Source organism: Flammeovirga sp. SJP92 (genome assembly GCF_001583495.1).
Classification (GTDB): Bacteria; Bacteroidota; Bacteroidia; order Cytophagales; family Flammeovirgaceae; genus Flammeovirga.
Genome location: NZ_LQAQ01000099.1, coordinates 180,093 through 199,940, shown reverse-complemented (window position 1 = coordinate 199,940; position 19,848 = coordinate 180,093). Strand labels below are relative to the sequence as shown.

The window sequence follows — 19,848 nt, the reverse complement described above, 5'->3', positions numbered from 1 at the left end:
TTTCGTAGTGATACTATCGTTGAACACTACGAACAGTGGGGGGTGCCCCTCTTTCCCATGGACATGGGACAATTAGATGCAACACTGTACGTCCCGGCACTTACACACCGTACATAACGAGAAGTACGGTTTGCGAGTGCTAAGACTTACACTCTGTACATGCTACTACGTACACTATGCAAGTCCTAGCACTTGCATTGCTTCAATGCATAATAACGGCAAAATGATCTGATTTTATTCGGAATACTAGCTTATTAATAGTGATTGTAATATACAAACAAGCCAATCTACGTGAGGGTAGATTGGCTTGTGTTTTTTTGTTTTAAGTTCGGAAACTTAATCAATTATATAGTTCGTAATGACGCTAGCGCTTAACATTACGAACAGTGAGGGGGGGAGATTTCGTAGTGATACTATCGTTGAACACTACGAACAGTGGGGGGAATTTATTTTAAATATCTCGGAAGTCAATAAAAAACTGTGGATCTTCTAAAACACTATCTTTGTCCAATTTATGAAAGCCTTCCTCTAATAATTCTAAGTAATTACATGTTTTATTATCATAGAATAAATGAAAGCGTCGTTTCCCTTCGTAATAATACTTTGATTTTGTGTCATAATAATCTTTCCAAATTTTAACATCATTTAAGCTATTATATGTTTGATCATTAATTAAGACCTCTCCTGAGTCATTAACCAAAATAAACCAGAAATCTTTTCTTTGATATATACGTCCAACAACGTCATTACTTTTTTTGTAAGGTATTATTTTAAATCTACCGTCATTAAAATTTATATAGACTGTATCTAGTTGATCTTTACCTTGGTCATTAGCTTTTTCAAACTTAGTTTTCAAATCTTCTCTATCAAGACATTCATTACATCCTGATAATATAAAAATAACTAAAAGTAGACTATTGAATAACCTTTCCATTATATTTTATTCCTATTTCGTGATTATTTAATTGAACTGAAATATTATCTTTTTTATCATGCTCAGTCCATTTTTTATATTTCCGGTCTGCAGTACTAAAATCAAACTCTACACCTAAATTCTTAAATTTATTGATCTGTTGATACATACCTTCTTCAGCTATTTTTCCTCCAGGATGATCTCCATATGTTAGATAGGTATTTCGCCAACCCTCCCAAATGAAAAGACCAATACCACTTAGAAATTTCTTTTTAAAGTCATCAGATGTTTTTGAAAATAATTTTTTATTTTTTAGCACTCTTTCATAACCATTTAATTCTCGAACCACATAATTATATGTTTCTTCAAGTATTCTATCTCTGGTATGAGTCTCTTCTTTCAACAAAAGTGCCATTAGATTATAAATGTTATCCTGTTCATCATAATATATTTGTATTGTTTGTGTTTTATCTCTATAAGAAGCTAATGCATCATCACTTTCTTCTCCATATACAATTTGGCTACCTTTTAAATGAGTCAAGTCTAATTTTAAAAATTGTGTGTATATAGTTTTAGAAATATCTGATTTTACAGAATTTGTATGACTCAAAAAGCTACTACCCATAGGCTCTAATTGTAGTACTTCTGATTGCAATTGCTTAACAAACTTCACATCTTCTTTAGGAACTACCCTAATTAATGGATTATTACCAACCACTTTAATAAAGCTACCATCAGCAGCAAAATAAAATTCGAGTCCATCTAGATCAACTCCTGCTATTGGGCTATTACTTGCAAATTGATAAGGAGTAAGCTCAGGGTAGGATTTCGTCAACGGATCCACACTCAAGAACTTCCCAATCGTCGGATTATACACCCTAAAGCCATAATCCTGAATCAGCTGAGAACTGCTCAAATCCGTATCGTTTTCCTTACCATTGAACCCATAACGGTACCCCTTCCCATTCTCTAAGCTCCAAGACCTACCCGCTATACTTGCACCAAAAGGATAGTAATCACTATAAGAAAGAACATTGCCAGCATCTGAAATAGTCGTCAATACATTGCCAAGGTGGTTACTTAACTCATACCTTTTATACGTCAAACTTAATGACCATGGATTTACACCACTGATAGGGGCATATTCTCCTAGGCGCTGACTACCATAGATTGGGATTTCATGAACCGACGCATCCACAATCACCGCCATCGTATTGCCACTGGCATCACGAATATACTGCGTTTCTTGAGGAGATGCACCTGTTTTCTCGATTATCTTGGAAATTCTGTTCCCACTAGCGTCATAGCGGTAACGGACGCGTTGGGTACGGTGGGTATTGTTGATCAGGTTAATATCATTTTCAAAGTGATCAACATAATCTACCTTTCCTTGTATGTTCCAATGGATTCTTACCTTTTCCGACTTATCCATGACCAAGTTACCAATGGCATCATAGATATAATTGTCATCTGCGGTTTGGTCTTTAAATACATACTCCTCAGAAGTAACAGTGCTTGCATTGGCTACTTTTCTTAGCTTGTTGTTCTGCAATTCACCGTTTTGCTTGTTATAAGAATAAGACAGTTCGTGTACCTTTTCCCCTGCCCCATTCGTACGGGAAAGTGTCTGTAAGTTTCCTACTGCATCATAACTATATGCTGAAGCGAGAAGCCCTCCCTCCTGCTTGGCACTAATGATTCTATGAAGTTGGTCATAGTGATAATTCATCGTTGACAACGTCGGTGTACCACTGTTTACCTCTTCTATATGTGCTAGATTGGTTCTCATTCTAGCAATGTTTCCATTGTATAGAGACTGATTCTCTGCCAAAGCCTTGGTCGGTTCAAAACCCGCTTTATACGTTAATGCCTGAATGGATTTATAATCTCCATTATGATAATCCAAACCATAACTGAAGGCATCTGCCAAAGCGGTGTTATCATGCTCTTTTTCTGCTAAATTGACCCCTTTGATCCACCCGTGCAAGGTGTAGTAATAATCAATGGACTGCACATTATACTGCCCTAAAATCACCTCTGCCAAAGGACCGTGAGGAAAATACACATAAGTGGCTTCTTCCACCCAATCCAGGTCGTTGGTAGAAGTTTTCACCTCTTTCAAGCGGTTGTCTGCATCATACTCATAGAGGTGCACAAACTGATCTGCAGTCCCTTTTTCGTAATAGACTTTATTGACATTTCCACTGATCAGATCATAGCGGTATTCTATGCTTTTAAATGTAATTCCATTAGTGACTGGAGCTGGAATGGATTGGTAGATTCCGGTTACATTTCCATGCGGATCATAGTCGTAAAGCGTAATACTTACTCCTTCATTGTTTTCCACAGTACCTTCTGCTTTCACCCAAGCCACTCTGTTTTTGAGGTACTGTCCTTTGTAGCTTTCCGGAATGTTCACATGTGGGAGTGTCATCAGTGCCTCTATGTTTCCGTAGTAGGTGTTGATTTTCTCTGATGTGAGATCCACTGAAGGCACTGTATTGTCTTGTACTTGTTCCAAGGTCAGTGCATCAATAGCAGGAGCACCCGTAAACCACTTTCCAGCTTCCACTACACGTCCGTGTTCATCAAACTTGCTGTACGCTAAAGTTCCTTCCTCCAATTGCAGTGCGTTCTGACTGAACCTCAGTCTCCCTAATTGATCATAGACAAACCGTGTCAGTCCGGCATCAGGCGTGTATTGCCATACCAACTGATTGAGTGAGTTATATCCATATTTTGTTCTAAGAGTATGAGGTTCAGAAGCATTTACAGGACTTCCAGAAGTATTCAGTGTATAGAAGTGTACCCCTTCAGGCGGTACTGTCTGTATTAAGTTACCAGACTGATCATAATAGTAAAGCGTGTAGTGATATTCTTTCTCTGCTAATGTTGCATAAAGTTGCTCACCTACATTGTTGATACATTTTTGCTTCGCCTCACGAATTTTAGCATTAAGTTCAGCATTGAGCAATACTTTTGCCTCATCTTCAATTAAAGCGTTAAAGTAGTCCTCTACTTCTTTTTTACAATTATCTCTTAATGTTTTCTGATCTAAGCTTGCAAAAATCAAGTCACCTAAGAAAGTACCCTCAGAGGTGTCCCAAATACTTCCTTCCGTGGTTTTGTACTCATAAACTGTAAAAGTAAATGGATCTTTGTAGGGAATAAAAATCCCTATCTGTCCAATTGAAGCATTACAAGTAGATGCCTTTTCTCCTATATAAGGGTAAACATCTGTTACTACTTCCCCATCTTCTTCCTCTCCTTCTAAATTATCAGGTATGGCATAAGCCACCAATCGTGTAGCTTCCGTATTGGTATTCGCAATATCATCAAACCTATAATTGTTGAAAGGGAAATAACATAAAAGTGCTTTGGAACGGAGATTTATACCATCATACTCGTTCATACGCTTTTGGAAGTTCTTTTTCTTTACTTTTTCAATAAGCGTATAATTAGGATCTCCTTCTTCTAAATAGAATTGAGAAGCATTCCAAAAAGATAAATCAGAAAGCAGTCCTTTGAAAGGCTTAGTACCAAAGCTTCCTAACCTTGGACCGCCACCAATCCATAAGCGGTCAAAATAATTGAGGCTGATATCTCCATCAGTGATATCACATTCGTATAGGTTTGCACCGTTTTGAGTTACACGCAGTTTATTGTCTGCCCTATAAATCCCTATATAATTCCAACATTTGCCAGAAGAATTTTGCAATGGAATTTCATATCCTCTATACGTTGACAACCTTACCAATAGGTATTTCACATTGTTCCTATTGATGATTTGTACCTCAAAACCATTATTGGGGTACACATTCAAGTTACTCATCAATAGTCTATTCTCTGTATCTGTACTACTTACAGAAAGCCTAAATTCTACGGAGAAATCTTTGGCAGAACTTCTGTCGCCTGGTAAATCTGGAATATAATAATGAGGAGAGATCAACTGATCATTCTCATCTGTCAACCCTTGGAAGTTTAATGCAGCAACATTGATTCCTCTTTGTACAGGAACAGCTGTAACAAAAGAACTGTTTCTTCTAATGTATTCAAAACCCGACTCCGTCTCTACTGGGTTGCCCTCCTCATCCGTTGTAGGTTCAGGGAAAAGGCAGTCCATAACAGAAGTAAGTTCTGATTTTTGCTCAAAATAGGCTTTGAGAATATCGATATCGATAAACTGATCAAAATAAGGATCCGCTGAAGAATAGTTTTCTGAAAAATAATCAAACAACACCTCACGTATTGCTTTCTCTTCTGCTGCTGTAAAATAAACTGCAGATTCATAATTCTCTGCGGCAGTAAGGCAAGAGTTACCTAACAAAAGAAGCACTCTATCAAAACGTCCATCATTGATAGAAGAAGGAGGACCTAAAATATCCTGTCCCTCTACATCTACATCACCTCCTACGGTATCTTCATTGAGCCAATCTTCTTTTGTGTTGCTTTCTTTCATAACATCTCCCATAAAATCAACAAAAGAAGTTAAGAAGCCAGTACTCTGTAAAGAAGTGTCGTCTGCTTTTATCAGGAATTGAATTTTTCTTTTCTCATTGATGTACATTCCAAAGAAATAAGGCAACCTATCTGAAGGCGACATCACTGTAGGGTCCGAAAGATTATTCGCAATATCATTCTTTATCTCTTCTAGCTTTCCTTCAAATTCACCTTTTTTAGCCGCCCCCTCACTTCCGGCTTTGAAATAAGGGTCATTGGCCAAAATACCATCGACATAAGATGTATAAGCAGATGCTTTATTTTCATCAGAAATTCCTTCGATAATTAGGGATACAGCTACATCAAAAACAAAACTCTGATATACATTATCGTCTGTATTAAAGTACCACTGGAAGAATAATTTATCGTTTTTATCAGAACATTTATCGTATTCGATTTGTTCAGGCTTTGACAATTCCTCTTTACTTTCCAATGCATCACAATCCGGATAACGCATTTGTGCCACTTGCATAGCAACTGAAGGGTTCCCCTCATTATCGGCTTGCATATAAGAAACTAATATTGAGCTCAAAGACTTTAGGTTACCATTTTCATCCTCAGGAGATGGCGGTGTGATAATTTCCCGATCATAAGCAGCATCACAATTGGCCAAAGCCTCTGCAATTTCATCACTGTAAACGTTATTTCTTAAATCTGCTGTAATCTCTGCAAATCGAGCATCAACATTTTCACTTAAAATCTGCGTAATAATTCTTTCATTATTCAGTGAAAGCGTTTTGGTCAATACATAATCCCCCAACTCTTTTAACCCTGAGAGTCTTGCTACGGCAACTTGTTTTTTGTTTACAGCATTACAATTACTCACATTCCCAAGCCCATCAATCACAATCACCTTAGACAAGGTTTCTGAATCTTCTGGAGAAAGGTCTATCTTACTGCCAATAGGGTTAACCAAATCAAATGTCAGTGTATATGAACACTCATAACATGCTCCTAAAAGAGTTTGGAAAGCTTGTTCGTCAAAGGAGTAATCGATCTCCAACTCACTGCCCTCTGTCAACAATATGGTATTGACTACTTTAATTTCCTCACCTGACTCAATACCTACATTCAAGTACTTACGTGCAGCATCATTAACAATAGAATTATGAGGCTGTAATAATAATGGACTCACCGATGAAGGAGATCCTCCTGCCAAAGCGGTGGCAACTACCTTGCCTCCTTGATCCCTATAATTTACTGACAGCTGTCCATTTGGATCAGATGTTACTTCTTTATGATAATGTGAAGCATAACCGGCATTTGGACCAAATAATAAATTCAGTTTATCTTGTGTTGGTTTAGCATAAAATTTTGATACAGTTGTTCTTTCTTTTGTAAGGCCTATGGATTTCTTTACTCTACCAAAATGATCCTGACTGTATTCATTGGTTGTATAAGCATACCCTTCGGCATCTGGAATTCTGCTGATCACTTCTTCATCCAATCCTCCTTTTTGATATTCATCGATATTGGGTGAATAATAGTTGCTAGTTCCACCATCCAAAGTTGATAAAGGATAGATTTTAGCACCCGTTTCATCCGTAATTACACGATCTAGATTCCCTTCATAATGCAAAACATGGTCAAGTGAAGCATTATTTAAGTTTCCAAAGTGATTGAAGTTTTGCTTGTAAGTAAGTAGTGCATCAGTTGCGGGAACTGGAAGAGTAGATACCGTCGGTCGCCCCTGTAAATCATAGAACTGCTCACTGACTAGAGTAGATTGATGGTCATTATTCTGGTAATTTACAACCGATTGGCGGCTTCTCATTACTGCATCCATATAGGATACTACAGTCTTATGTTTTCCCTCTTCAGCAAAAGAAGTAACTCTCTGCCAGTTGAAACTTGCTTCAAAGTTGCCTTTATAAACATATTTATTATATATCCAATCTCCTTCAAGCGTTTGAGACAGATTGGAAGAAAACTGTGTAATTGGTCGTACTCTTAATAGAAAAATACCATTAGGAAATTGCAGACCTAATTTATAGTATGTTTCAATGATCCTAACTCTTGCAGGATCTTTCACTTTATGTGCTAGATCAAATAATTCTTTATTTTCCTTACTCAGATTTTTTGTAAGTGAATTATATAATGTATTAGTGCTTGTTGTACTATTGCCTCTATCATTTTCTACAAAGATCCACTCTAAATCATAATAAGTAGCCCCTTCTTTAGCAATCCATGCAATGTTAAGTTTTTCCGGAGTTACATTGATATTGAATTCATTATTTGCTGATGAGGTTTGAAACCATTCATCATACATCATTTTGCGTGTGAAAGTCTCCGTTACTCTATCCCCTTCTTCTAACCCAATGAACTTATGATAAAAAACGACTAAATTAATATCTTGTAAGATACTTTCAACATTCGTATCTACCATAGATCTTACTTTCAGTGCATAATCAAGATGGTTGGTATTATTGATTTTATGACTGTCAAAAAGCCAAGAGGTTCTGTATTTCTTCTGCTTTCCATCTAATAACAACTCAATATCAGAGGCAATGACTTCAATTTCATCACCTTGCTCATCTTCTCTGATAAGGTCCAGACTTAAAGACTTTAACCATTCCTGATCACTAAGAATATCACCATTATATTCCAAGGCGATCGAAAAAATGTAATAAGAGTCCGAAGAAAAACAGCAATCATTCCAAATAGAATAACTTGATCCTTCTTGAACACCTTGCCATGAATGAGTTGCATTATTATTACCTAGTAATATAAAATTATTATCGGTGTAAAGATGTGAACTATTCAGTTGTTCAAGCTCCAAAGGATAAATTGGTACTTGATCTCCATCAGTTTGCCCAAAAGCACTAAACGTTAAAAAAGTTAGTAAACTGAGAATTAAAAAATATATCTTAAACATAAAAATGTAATACTTTTTTATTGAAATATTGAAGTAATCCCAATAGTTAGATTATTATAGGAAGCTGTTGCATAGTTTTCTGATGGCAGAGTAGGAACCTTATTTAGATATAACCCAATATGCTTTATGATTTTTACAATACCATTTGATTCTTTTCTTACAGCAACTGTTAATGTTTGCCTACTTCCAATATTGATACGTGCCATTACAATTTTATTGCTTTCTAATGTTGCATTTATTATACTAGTAGTAGTTCCGGGATGAACGATTATCTCATTAAGAGGGTCTTGATTTTTTACAGATGTATAAAACGCATCCACACTAGATGCATTGTTTATAGCCTCTAAATTTGCTGTCGTATTGTCTAATACTATTTTTGTTACACTATACCACCTAATTTTTTTGGGGTCTACCCATTTAAAATCTATGGAATTTTCTTTTACTTGAATTGACAACCCCTCCACTGAAAAATGATTCTCTAAATCTACTTTTAGAGGCAAGCTGACATCAACATTACCTATTCCATAGTAAGAGTATTCAACACCCTGAGCACTTCCTGTTAATACTAAATTACCATCGCCAGAAAATTCATTTTCCTTGACAACTACTTTATTGAAATGGACCTTTATTGACCCTGTGATACGAGGCATAGGAAATCCATTAGGATATTTTTTGAAGCTTGGAATAGAAAAAACTTTTGGAGTTGAAAATGGAGCATAACTTCTAAACAAACAGTCTGTACAATAATTATTACAACTCACCTCATAGAGTGAACTAAGATTAGGTCTCCATATGTAAACATATATAATAACAGAGCAACTCCCTTCTGTATAAGTAGTTTTATAACAACCATCTTCTTTTAAGATATCATTAATATTATTATTATTAAAAGTGCTTCCTTCATAACTCCAACTTCCAGTACCTGGCAAATTTATTGAAGCTTTAGAACTCTCATTAGGAGCTCTAAGTAAAAAGAGTCCATGGTTAACGACATAATCATCTAATGAAACAGAACATTCTATATTATCTGCGTATAAATGAGTACTTCCGCTAAAAAAGTAAGTGATTGGTAATAAGATCAGAAGAGTTATATAATTAATTGATTGCATTCTTCTCTTTATTTAAAATTTTTCTAACCGTATAATCCTCGTATTCCTCCTGCAAATCTTCCCACTTAGAAGGATCTTTTGTAATTTTTTTCAATGAAAAAAGTTCGTTCTTGAGGGGTAAATCAAATGACCATTCTTTATATACTATCCTTCTACTGCCGATATAATCTTTCTTTGGAAAAAGTCTGATTTCAACCAAATGTCCCAAAGTATTAAAGCTCATCTGTACTTTCTTATACATACTTTTTTGTTCCTGTAAGATAATTTCATAGGCTTCATCCCCATTAATCTCTCTAATTTTATAAGCCTCAGACATATTAGGCAATAGAGCTTTATAAGTATATAGAATGTTATTTTCATTATTGGCTCCCGCAGGAAGTTCGCTTACTAAGATTTTCTTGTTATCATGAACAATTGTCGCTTGAATTGTTCCATTTTTGACAATCTCAACTTTATCCATATAAGAATGTACATTATCGCCTTTCACATAGGTGGTGAAGTGTTGCTTCAGTTCATCATTAATGTACACATCTGCAACAATCTTTAGCGTTTTTGAAGAATGAACTTTCTGCTCTAGTTCAGTTAACTTTTGTTCTATGTCTTGACAAAATCCAAAATTTGATAGTGTCATATTGAGACATAATAGAATAATGCTTAAATATTTCATCGATTTTAGAAGTTATCTTTATAATTCATCATGACTTCTTGAAGCGTAACAATACCTTGCTCAGTCTCTTTTCGGATGAGCTGCAATTGCTGTTGTTCATCATAGCTATAAAAAGTAGCGAAGTTGTTCTCATCCAAAATGACTTTTAATTTGTAAGAGGTTGGATCATAAACAAAAGATTGCATGTTCCCGCTTTCAGGGTAAATTCTCAAGTCATCCAAATACACACTTCCTTGACTTTTAAATTGTACTATCAAAGGATCTTTTGAAGTATCAGTGTATGTAAATGTTTCATGTACTCTTTGCCATCCTTCAATCACATTACCAGACGGTGTCATCGCATTATTATCTCCTACTGCTATTTCGAAGGAAGTGCTCTCATCTTTTTTAACCCAACCACTTAACACATATTTTTTGCCGTTCTCTAGAGATAAGTGCTGTAATGTAAGCGTTTGTGTTCCTGATGGAATTGCTACAGAATGATTACCTGAATGGGCTTCTGTAGTATTGATAGTGAAGTTAGAAGTATTATCTGCAATAGATTCTTCCCCTTGGTTGAGAACGACTAACTCTCCTACCCATTCTCCTAAATTATCAAAACCAAAACCTTCAATACCTATTAAAAAGTATTTGATTTTTCCATCACCTGTCCCTGCATCTACTCCTCCTGGGGTATTATGATCAAAAGAAGGTGTATAATTGTAGTCAAATCTACAACTCACAACCCCTTTAAGAGTAAATGGAGCAGGTAAATCACTATCATATGCATTACCTTTGACCATAATCAACGTTTGGTCATCTTGTAAGATATCAAGATCCTCCAATTGTTGAACATCCACGATAGCTAATCTTCCTTTTGCAGATACTACTTTTAGTTTCTGGAGCTTTCTGTTTTTAAAGAATAAATCTTTTTCCACATCATCTACTTCAAAACCTGAATAAAACATTTCATCTTTTCGCATATTACTTCCTGTAGCCTTTACAAATTGTCCATCATGTGTAAACGCAACAGAAGAATAATTACCCAAAGCATCCTGTTGTTCTGAGGCATTCCCTCTTTTATTATAAGCAGTGATAGTGGATGCTCTTACCCATTTACCATTAGAATAAGTTTCAGATGACTTGTTGATTAGATACCCATTTGTTTTCCAGTTAAAATCAATTAAATCCATTAGACCATCGTTTTTAATATTCACATCACTATTCCAAGCCGTGTGAGATTTCTCTGCTAAAAATGCCATTTGTTTTTCTGCTCTCCATACTCCCGCTTGTCCACTCAACCAAGGAGACATACCCAATAAACTTTCCTGAGAGAGCTCACTCACTGGAAGATCACTAGGAGAAATTAACCAAGCATTTGAAAATGTGCCAGCAGAAATACCATATCCTTCTTTTATAATTTCTCGAGTTAATTCTATCTTCTTTTCATCTAATTTGAATTGATAAGGAGCTGTAAAAGTCACCTCTTCTGCTTGGAAAGTATGGGATTTAAAGATTCTACTGTGAGGATAATCTCCTTTTCCATCCGAATAAACAGGTAATCTGTGTTTTGTAAAGAATTTATCTTCAGGGTCAGTATAAGCAACTGATAAGTTTACGGCATAATCTTTTGTATCGCCCTCCAAATGGGTAAGAAAATCATAGGAGAAACTACCTTTAGTACTGCTTGTCACTTCAGTACCTTCGTGTAATATTTTCCATACATAACTTTGCTTTACATCCGCAAGCGTTACATTATTTTTGTTATTGAAGTAAAATTTTGTAGGACAAATCGGGTCCTTGGCTATTTCTGGTTTTGGTACAATAATCACTTTATTAGGAAAAGAATATAAGTCTTCAGGGGTCTCAGTTATTTCCTTGTCTATTTTTCTATATACCAAATACCTTTTAGCAGTATTATTTTTATCTTCTAAAACCCCAACACTAGTGTCGGTGTATTCTATTAACTCACCTTCTTCATCTCTCACTAAAGTTCCGTCTGCTAAAACAGGTCTCCAAACCTCATATCCTCTAAGCCCTTCATTGTTAAAAATTTCCTCCTTTTTAATTGATTCTGCTGGCTTAATAGTGACAATATTATCATACTCCTCATTAAGAAGAGGAGGTTTTACAAATACATTAATAGGCGATATAACTTTAAGAGGCACACTCTCTACCTCATGTTCCTCCCTATTTCTATCAACCACCGTAATAACATTTCTAAGGTCAATCCACTTTTCTCCATAGAGTCTATCTCTTTCTGAATTAAGAGTTACCCCTTGATCAAAGAAGAAAAATTTCTCAGAATTATCCTCTTGTAACTGCTTCAAATGCCTTGGACTATAATCAACATTTTTATTAAGATTATCATAAGTCGGTTCAAAGTCCCAAACATAAGCTCTTACTTTAACACCATCCTCTTGGTTTTTAAAACCAAAGTTAATATGAATATCATCTTGGGTGTTATCATCAGGATGCTTTTGAGCATATCGTTGTACAGGGTTATCCCCCAATATTGGTGAATTGGCTGTTTTAATACTAAAATACCCCCTCGCAGTTCTAGGAGCACCCTTACTTGATATCCTTGTTGATTTCAAAAGTACAAATGCTTCAATTTCAAAAATACCCCCACTTTTAAAATCATCATCTGTCAGGTCAACAGTCAGGTCAATCTGGCCTTTACGCCTTGAAGTGATTCCTTTTATTTCTTCTCTTTTTCCTTCATTAAGTTTATAAATTCTAATGTAATAAGTTGATTTTTTATACCACAAACTTCCTTTATGGGGATCTTTTATCATTCTAAAGTCCAACTTATCACCAAATGATATATCTAAAAACTTCATATTATTATAGCCTACAGAAGGCATTGTAATAAAGTCCTGATCAGAACAACTTTGCCTATATTGCAACATCGCTGCTCCATTACTTGTGGATGGTCTTGTATTACCATCCATTCCAAATTCAGGGTTTTCGCAGAAGCTTTTAAGAACATCACTCATTTCATCATTGTCTTCACAAATCATAAGCTGATTTACTCCTACTGGAGGTTGAATCAACAACAAATAGAATACAACTGACTTTGTAATTTTGTCTCCACACACATAGTATTCATGATAAATACGATACTTTCCTGCTGCAAATAATTCAAAACTAAAGTCTGTTGCATCTCCTGTAATGCTCCCTTCATCAGGTCTCAGATTCCGATAAATGTCATTACCATTATAATCTTTTTTATCATAAATCTGTAACGAAATTGTTGGATCAGTTACAGCATAATTCATATTGTTTTGGACAAAATCTCGTATCCCAGTAAATGAGCATCTTACGGCATAATCCATACCATCATCTATAGGATAGTCGAAAATACCCTTATCAGGATCTGGTTTACTTACATTAACATAGAATTTTATTGATTCATCACCTCCTTCTATATCTCTACATGAAGAGGTATATATATTCTCTAACTTATATGTACCTGAATGCTTAATTCTAAATTTACTTAGATCATTGGTATAATAAGCATATTGATTTGCAGGATCATCTTTTGCAATGTCTTGAAAAGACCTATCTTCCAACTCTCTTTTTAAAGTAATAGAGCTGGAAGCTAGACATTCAATGGATGATTTCACACTAAAATGATTATCCTTTTCAAACTCACAATATTCTCCATAACTTCCATTTGAATATACAGGGTAATTAAATTCAATTATATTAGGTTTAATAGTCAACATCAATTGACTAGAAATCTGATAACTTTTACTGCAGTTTCCACTTTTATATTGTGCAACAAAAGAAATCAAATAATCCCCTGAATCTCCCCACTTTACAGTAATTTCATTAGTTTCACCTCCTCTAATTATCAGGTCAGGTGCACTAGAGTCAAAATGTCTAACTTCCCATTCAATATCTGATAAACCTTTTTCAATCTTACTTTCATCATCATATACTGTAATTACTGACTCTCTCCCGGATATAAGATTACTATTGGAATCAACCTTTAAAGATACTATCGCGTCTTCTAAACATGGGGCTTGAGAAAATACAACTGAACAAGTCAACAGATTTAGAAAGATTATACAAAAGCAATTAATTAAAAATTTCATTATTGAGCTTAGTCGATTTGAGGTGTTAAATAATTTTCATTAAGGTTGGAAAACGTTTTATCCGCTTTATCAATAGACATAGAAGGATCTCTAGAAATATAGGAAGACGCTGTTGCTGAGAGGATATTTCTATTTCCAGATCTTACATGCTGAAAACTACCAGAATAGGATTCTTCCAACACTGGGTTCATTACTTCAACAACCGGCAAGCCAATTTTGGTCTCTCCTACATAAATAAACTTCATCACTGATACCGCTGATGCCTCTGCTGGTTTCATAATAAACTCATCTCCTTTTATGAGTTCAATGTTTTGATCAATTTCCAATTCGTAATAGTTAGGGTTAGGATTTACTTCCCCTGACAATGTAGAAGTTTCTAGTTTTTTAAGTCCACCTGTATAAATCGCACTTGAAGCTATCTCCCCTTGCCCCATAGTTGGGTATTTATAATAGCCTGGTACACTTAAAGAATATAGTTTCTTCTCTGCTGAAGGCTCACTTTTTTGATCCCAAAACTGCGTTGTATTCATCTTCACTAGAACTTCGCCTGTTTTGCTATCGTAGTATTTGTGATGAACTTCTGAAAGAGCTCCTTCGCTATACGATTTAACTTTCTCTAAGATCCCAGAACGATGAATAATCTTATTAGTAATAAGTGATGTTGTTTTTTCGTAATCTCTACTTATATCAGGTAAAACAGAGATAACAGGTATAGGAGCAAAAAGTAGTTGCAATACATCTACATTAAAATCAACTCCAGTAGTATAGGTCTCAGATTCATAAAATCTAGAATCTATAAACATATCTACCTCCACACCTTTAGTCCTTTTTTCAACATTAGATGCTATTGTATTATCTTTTCCACTTAACGTCAAACATTCTACTTCTGACAATGGTAATCGTTTCCCATTTTTAAAGTCATCTTGATAAATATATTCAGTCCATGATATGGGAGAAGAATAGAATGTTCCATCTTCATACTGAGGATAAAAAGATACCTTCTTTTGTTTCCCGTGCATGTTATTGAGTTCTATACTATATCCTTGACTTGCATCCAAAGTTCTTGACTCCTGATAGTACAAAACTGCCGTTACAAATTCTCTCCCCGAATCATTGACTCTAATGGGAGTTTGATTCGTAATCACTGGATAATCTTTAGCTGTATAAAATTCATGAACTTGTTTCCCAACCTTACTTCTTTTAAAAGGCACCGAAACCGCATCAAATGGCTTTTTCTCCGTTCCATCAATCGTTCTTCCTTTTACCATCTGAAGTAAATTCTCATTTCCAGCACCCTCATAGGCCTTGGCTGAAGCTAAATCAATGACATCAACACGACTATACCCCACCATTGGTCCAGGGTGATAGTTTTCATTGATTGGAAGCTCAAAAGTTGAATATTCATTGTTTCGTAATGGTATTAAGTCCTTATTCACCAACCCCTTTCGCTGTGGTATTTCTTCACCACCCATCTGAGGTTCATAGGAAGCTACCCCACTACTTTCCCATTTTTCTGTATCTACATTATAAGTTTTGTATTGGTAGATTTGTCCATAATATAATGGGTCTGAAGAACCATTCCATTCATCCCAATCATCATGCAGTGCAATCTGACTTACTCTATGCCCTCCTCCATATTTTTTAAGAGTTAATTTACCATCCATTTCCTTTAATGAGTTTAACCTCACAAAAGAATATTTGGGCATAATATATGTGCCTATTTTTCTAGTTTTACAATAGTTATAAAACCCTTGAATGGCCCGAACTATTTGCTCTAATAAACCTACTATCCCAAAGGCACCTGATAAAATGGCTTGTTGAGATGGGTCAGTATCGTCAAACATAGAAGATGTCCCTAACAAATTGGGTTCTGATTTTTGAACATACTGCCATGCCGCCATAGAAAAGGGATGATACCCATCTATCGTTTGTAATTCCAATTCAACTTTTTTTGAATCAGTATTATACTTGCATTTATCCTTACTAATTTTAGCATATCCATGGATATCTTTCCACCTTCCACCACCAACTCCAATATCCATCATTGCTGTAAAGGCCACTTGGGCTTCACCCTTTTCATCAAAATCCAATAGAAGAAGTGCATCTTCCTGTGATTTTACATTAGGAAGGTCTACAACAATTTTTGTATAATCATCTAAGTCATTATTCGAAGACGTACTATGTATATTCACCATCTCCATTGCAGGTAGATCCTGTACATAGGCATAATCATCTATTTCATAATTAATATACATCTTAGCTCCAGAAGGCAATGTTATTTTAGACAGACTCCATGCTCCAGCAAAATCATCCAACTTCTCTTTATCTGCAGTCTGTTCAGTATAAGGGAAAAAAAGTGAGGCTAAGTCATTTGATAATTTCCTGAATGTTCCCCATCTATCCTGTGATTCTTGATTATAAACCCACTCTGTATCCGTGTTGTATTCAAAAATATAGGGATTGAGAAAACTCTTATGTGTATTCCCATAAGTAAAATGAAGGGAGTGCAATGATAACTTACCTTTTGTCGACGCACTACTATTAGGTGTACCGTAGCATAGATCATACGCATCATTTGCTGAATTATTTTTTTTGTAATTGAAATGAACAGATTTTACTGGTGTTTTCTGATCTTGTCTTGTGTACAAATCAATACGATCCAATTTTAGTTGGTCTCCAAGTGTTTGGTTATTAGGTAAGCTTTTTAAAAATCTTCCTGCGGCTTCTCTCCCGTCAAGTCTTGGTGATAATATAAATTTGGCAATATGTGTTGCTGTTTCTACTTTTGAAAGGTAGTATATCTCTTTTTCTCCATAAACAACAATACCTTTATCATCTTTTTTATTGCTTATACTTCCAGGAGAGTAATTGGCTGTCGTCGCATCATAAGGAGATCTCCATTTGTAATTACTTGCATGTTTTGTATAACTAAACTTCACCCAATAGCCCAAATCATTCTCGGATGGGCCATTATTATCAACATCTACATAGTCGTTTCCTAAAATTGCAGTCAGTAAATGAGCATAAGTATGACTTGGAGTAATAGTTTTCTCGAAGAATCGGTCCCCTGGCAGATCTTTAATATTAAGATCTTCACCGCTCATACTCATTGATGAGATATCAACGGTTCCTGTCATATTTCCTAGGCTTTGTTCATTTACATTAAAGGTATAATTCTCACTTTCATGATTATAAGCTGGGAGAGCATAAATATACCTTACACCATTTTGATTGGTTGTTTGAAAAGCTCCAATATGATGATCTTCTCCACCTCTAACAAAATCCGTTTCATTGCTATTTTCTTCAATAAGTGTTACATTATAATCTCTGGAAGAATTATCATGCTTCAAAAATGAATTAGGAATAGCAATAACTGGTAAATTCGAAGGTGCTTGTGATGATGATAATAGATTAGATTGTGTTCTGAATTTTGATTTGGAGTTAATATCAACAACATTATCGTAATCAGATGATAGCTGGTCAATCGTTGTTTCTTCACCAAACATTTTAAAATTGGACTTTCCAACCTTGTTTGTATCTTGAATTTCATTTACCTTTTCCGACCATCTTCTAGCTACCTTATCTCCATAAAGTAATGTTCCATTTGCTCCAAATTTAAAAGCTCCTAAATCAATCCCCAAAGTACCGTAAATTGTTTCAGATTTAAGTTCTGGATCTCCTAAAAAAGGGATATAATCTAGTTTTGCTCTAAACATTCCTCCATTCCCTTGACCAGTAACATTATAAATATCAGAAGTGAAGTGAGGCATAGCTAAGTTCGTCATTCCATTTTTCAGAATACCATCCTTTTCTCTATTAAAATCTACTAACACTTCTCCTGCATTTGTTGATTCATGATGATAGTAAGCTCCATATGATGGTACTAAATTTTCTCCATCACCGTATTCGATTCTATTATAATTACCTTGCACTGTAGCATTACCAAATATTGTAAAGAGACTGACTCCGGTTTTTGCTTTAAAAGTAAATCCTAATCCTTTTTGAGGTATTCCTATAGATGGCATGAAACCGGAATGAGCAAAAGAAATTGGTGTTGATGCTCCTACACTATAACTTGTTTCGCCAAGTTCACTCATTTTGTGACCTGTCTTAGATTTAACAGTTCTATGAACTGTTGAGTATTTTGTTACATCTGTAGTTAACTGTAACCCTGTAGCTCCTCTTAAAGAATTGTAAGTGAAGCCACCGTTTAAGCTATATTCACTATCATTTTTCTTATAATTTAGTCCAATAGAAGGTGATATAGAAACACCATCTTGCGAACCTACTCCAAGGTTAAGTCCCATTCCTAATGAACCCGTTTTAAAATTAACTCCTGCTGAAATATCTAAGCCCGGACCTCTATAATTATTATAGAATAATCCTACAGTACCACTTAAAGCCACACTTTTGGGTAAGTTCACACCTGCAAACTCTAAGGAACCAGTAACTCCTAGACCAATTGTTTGATCTGGCTTCATACTGACTTGTTTTATTACTGCATCTCCCTTAAAATCATCAGGAATACCTCTTACTTGCCGGGTAATGGCTCCTGGACTTAAGCTCCAACCTAATCCAACCCAACTTGCCTCTTGATCTACAGAGTTTCCACCACTGTAAGATAAATTAAAAGGATATCCTCCATTGGGACCTGGAAGCTCAAATAATGGAATATTGTAACTAAAATCTCCAGAAAATAGATCCACCATATCTGAAGTTCCAATAGCTTGAAAAGATTGAATTTCAGGTTGAGAAGGTCCTGAAGTTAATGCATAAGTACTATTTGGTAATAAAATAAATTGTAAAAAATTGAACAACAAGAAAAAGGCAATTCCCCTTTTCAATTGTGGGTAGTTCTTAAAATAGTAAATCATTATTTTATAATTACAAATGTATAATTCTCTTATTAATAATCTGTTTTCGTTTGATTGAAGTTGGAGTTTTGGTTGAATGGATTCACAAAATTCAACTCAAATTCAATAGTTCCTGTCTGCCTACAATCGGTAAAGACTTTATATTCCTTTGTCTCCTTACAATTATCTGTCACTGTACTTTTTATATAAAATCCTTCAAAAGCTTCCACTTCTATATATGTAGAAGGAGAGTTTTCTTTTTTGTAGTATTGGACTGGTTTTACAATCAGCTCATTTCCTTCTTTATCTCTTGATATTTTATGAGTGATATTATAAGGTGGTTCACCCCCTGTAATTTCCATGGTCAAGTTAAAAATTGACTTTTTATATTCTTCACAGTTCATCACCACAGGTTGAAGTTTACTATGGATAGTTAATGGAGCGGCTTTCTTTTTGTAATAAAAATGTAAGTTAGCGATTACCCCATATTTGTTTTTCACTTTCAAATAATACTCGTTTCCTCTTACTAAAAAAAATAATTTAGTAGCATCAATGACTAAATAATTTCTTCCATTGACCATAGTTCTTTTAATCTGTCCGACAGGCTGATGGAACTTGTCTTCAAAATAAAAAGTTACTTCTTTACTTTTTTTAGCGTATTGCTCTATATATATCACAGGAATAGAATCTAATACTTTCACATCCTGATAAATAGTTTGTCCCCATTGCAAATGCACATAAGGCATCTCTTCTATATTTATATTCTTCCGATCTATTTCTCCTTCTTGAGCAAAAAGTGAAAGGGTGATGAGATAAAAAATTGAAGAAAGAATTTGAAATTTATTCATT

Annotated in this window: 7 protein-coding genes; all 7 read right to left on the bottom strand. The window is 35.1% G+C overall.

Annotated features, from left to right (window positions below):
* Positions 1-451: 451 nt before the first annotated feature.
* The 7 genes from AVL50_RS25975 to AVL50_RS25945 are packed head-to-tail and all read right to left on the bottom strand — an operon-like array spanning position 452 to position 19,847.
* Entirely contained in the window at positions 452-934 is a 483-nt protein-coding gene (locus AVL50_RS25975) for a hypothetical protein (RefSeq protein WP_062619909.1), read from the bottom strand.
* Positions 915-8,288 carry an RHS repeat-associated core domain-containing protein gene (locus AVL50_RS25970; RefSeq protein WP_062619906.1) on the bottom strand — a complete coding sequence of 2,458 codons (7,374 nt, stop codon included), beginning with the start codon at positions 8,286-8,288 and terminating at the stop codon, positions 915-917. Before AVL50_RS25970 ends, AVL50_RS25975 begins: the two co-directional genes overlap by 20 nt.
* Before the next feature lie 17 nt (positions 8,289-8,305).
* A complete protein-coding gene (locus AVL50_RS25965; protein ID WP_062619904.1) occupies positions 8,306-9,397 on the bottom strand; it encodes a hypothetical protein in 1,092 nt (363 codons plus the stop codon).
* Entirely contained in the window at positions 9,384-10,028 is a 645-nt protein-coding gene (locus AVL50_RS25960; protein ID WP_062619902.1) for a hypothetical protein, read from the bottom strand. Before AVL50_RS25960 ends, AVL50_RS25965 begins: the two co-directional genes overlap by 14 nt.
* A gap of 41 nt (positions 10,029-10,069) precedes the next feature.
* On the bottom strand, positions 10,070-14,101 hold the full coding sequence (locus AVL50_RS25955) for a carbohydrate binding domain-containing protein (protein WP_062619900.1): 4,032 nt from the start codon (positions 14,099-14,101) through the stop codon (positions 10,070-10,072).
* Positions 14,102-14,154: 53 nt separating this feature from the next.
* Positions 14,155-19,020: a hypothetical protein gene (locus AVL50_RS25950; RefSeq protein WP_062619897.1), complete on the bottom strand. Its 4,866-nt coding sequence runs from the start codon at positions 19,018-19,020 to the stop codon at positions 14,155-14,157.
* A gap of 32 nt (positions 19,021-19,052) precedes the next feature.
* The gene (locus AVL50_RS25945) at positions 19,053-19,847 is read right to left on the bottom strand and encodes a hypothetical protein (protein WP_062619896.1); all 795 of its coding nucleotides are present in this window, start codon (positions 19,845-19,847) and stop codon (positions 19,053-19,055) included.
* Between the last annotated feature and the right edge of the window lies 1 nt (position 19,848).

What these genes read in the sequence shown, in the direction of transcription:
- AVL50_RS25960 (WP_062619902.1), bottom strand. Translation starts at nt 10,028, where the DNA reads ATGACACTATCAAATTTTGGATTTTGTCAAGACATAGAACAAAAGTTA.
- AVL50_RS25970 (WP_062619906.1), bottom strand. Translation starts at nt 8,288, where the DNA reads ATGTTTAAGATATATTTTTTAATTCTCAGTTTACTAACTTTTTTAACG.
- AVL50_RS25975 (WP_062619909.1), bottom strand. Translation starts at nt 934, where the DNA reads ATGGAAAGGTTATTCAATAGTCTACTTTTAGTTATTTTTATATTATCA.
- AVL50_RS25965 (WP_062619904.1), bottom strand. Translation starts at nt 9,397, where the DNA reads ATGCAATCAATTAATTATATAACTCTTCTGATCTTATTACCAATCACT.
- AVL50_RS25950 (WP_062619897.1), bottom strand. Translation starts at nt 19,020, where the DNA reads ATGATTTACTATTTTAAGAACTACCCACAATTGAAAAGGGGAATTGCC.
- AVL50_RS25945 (WP_062619896.1), bottom strand. Translation starts at nt 19,847, where the DNA reads ATGAATAAATTTCAAATTCTTTCTTCAATTTTTTATCTCATCACCCTT.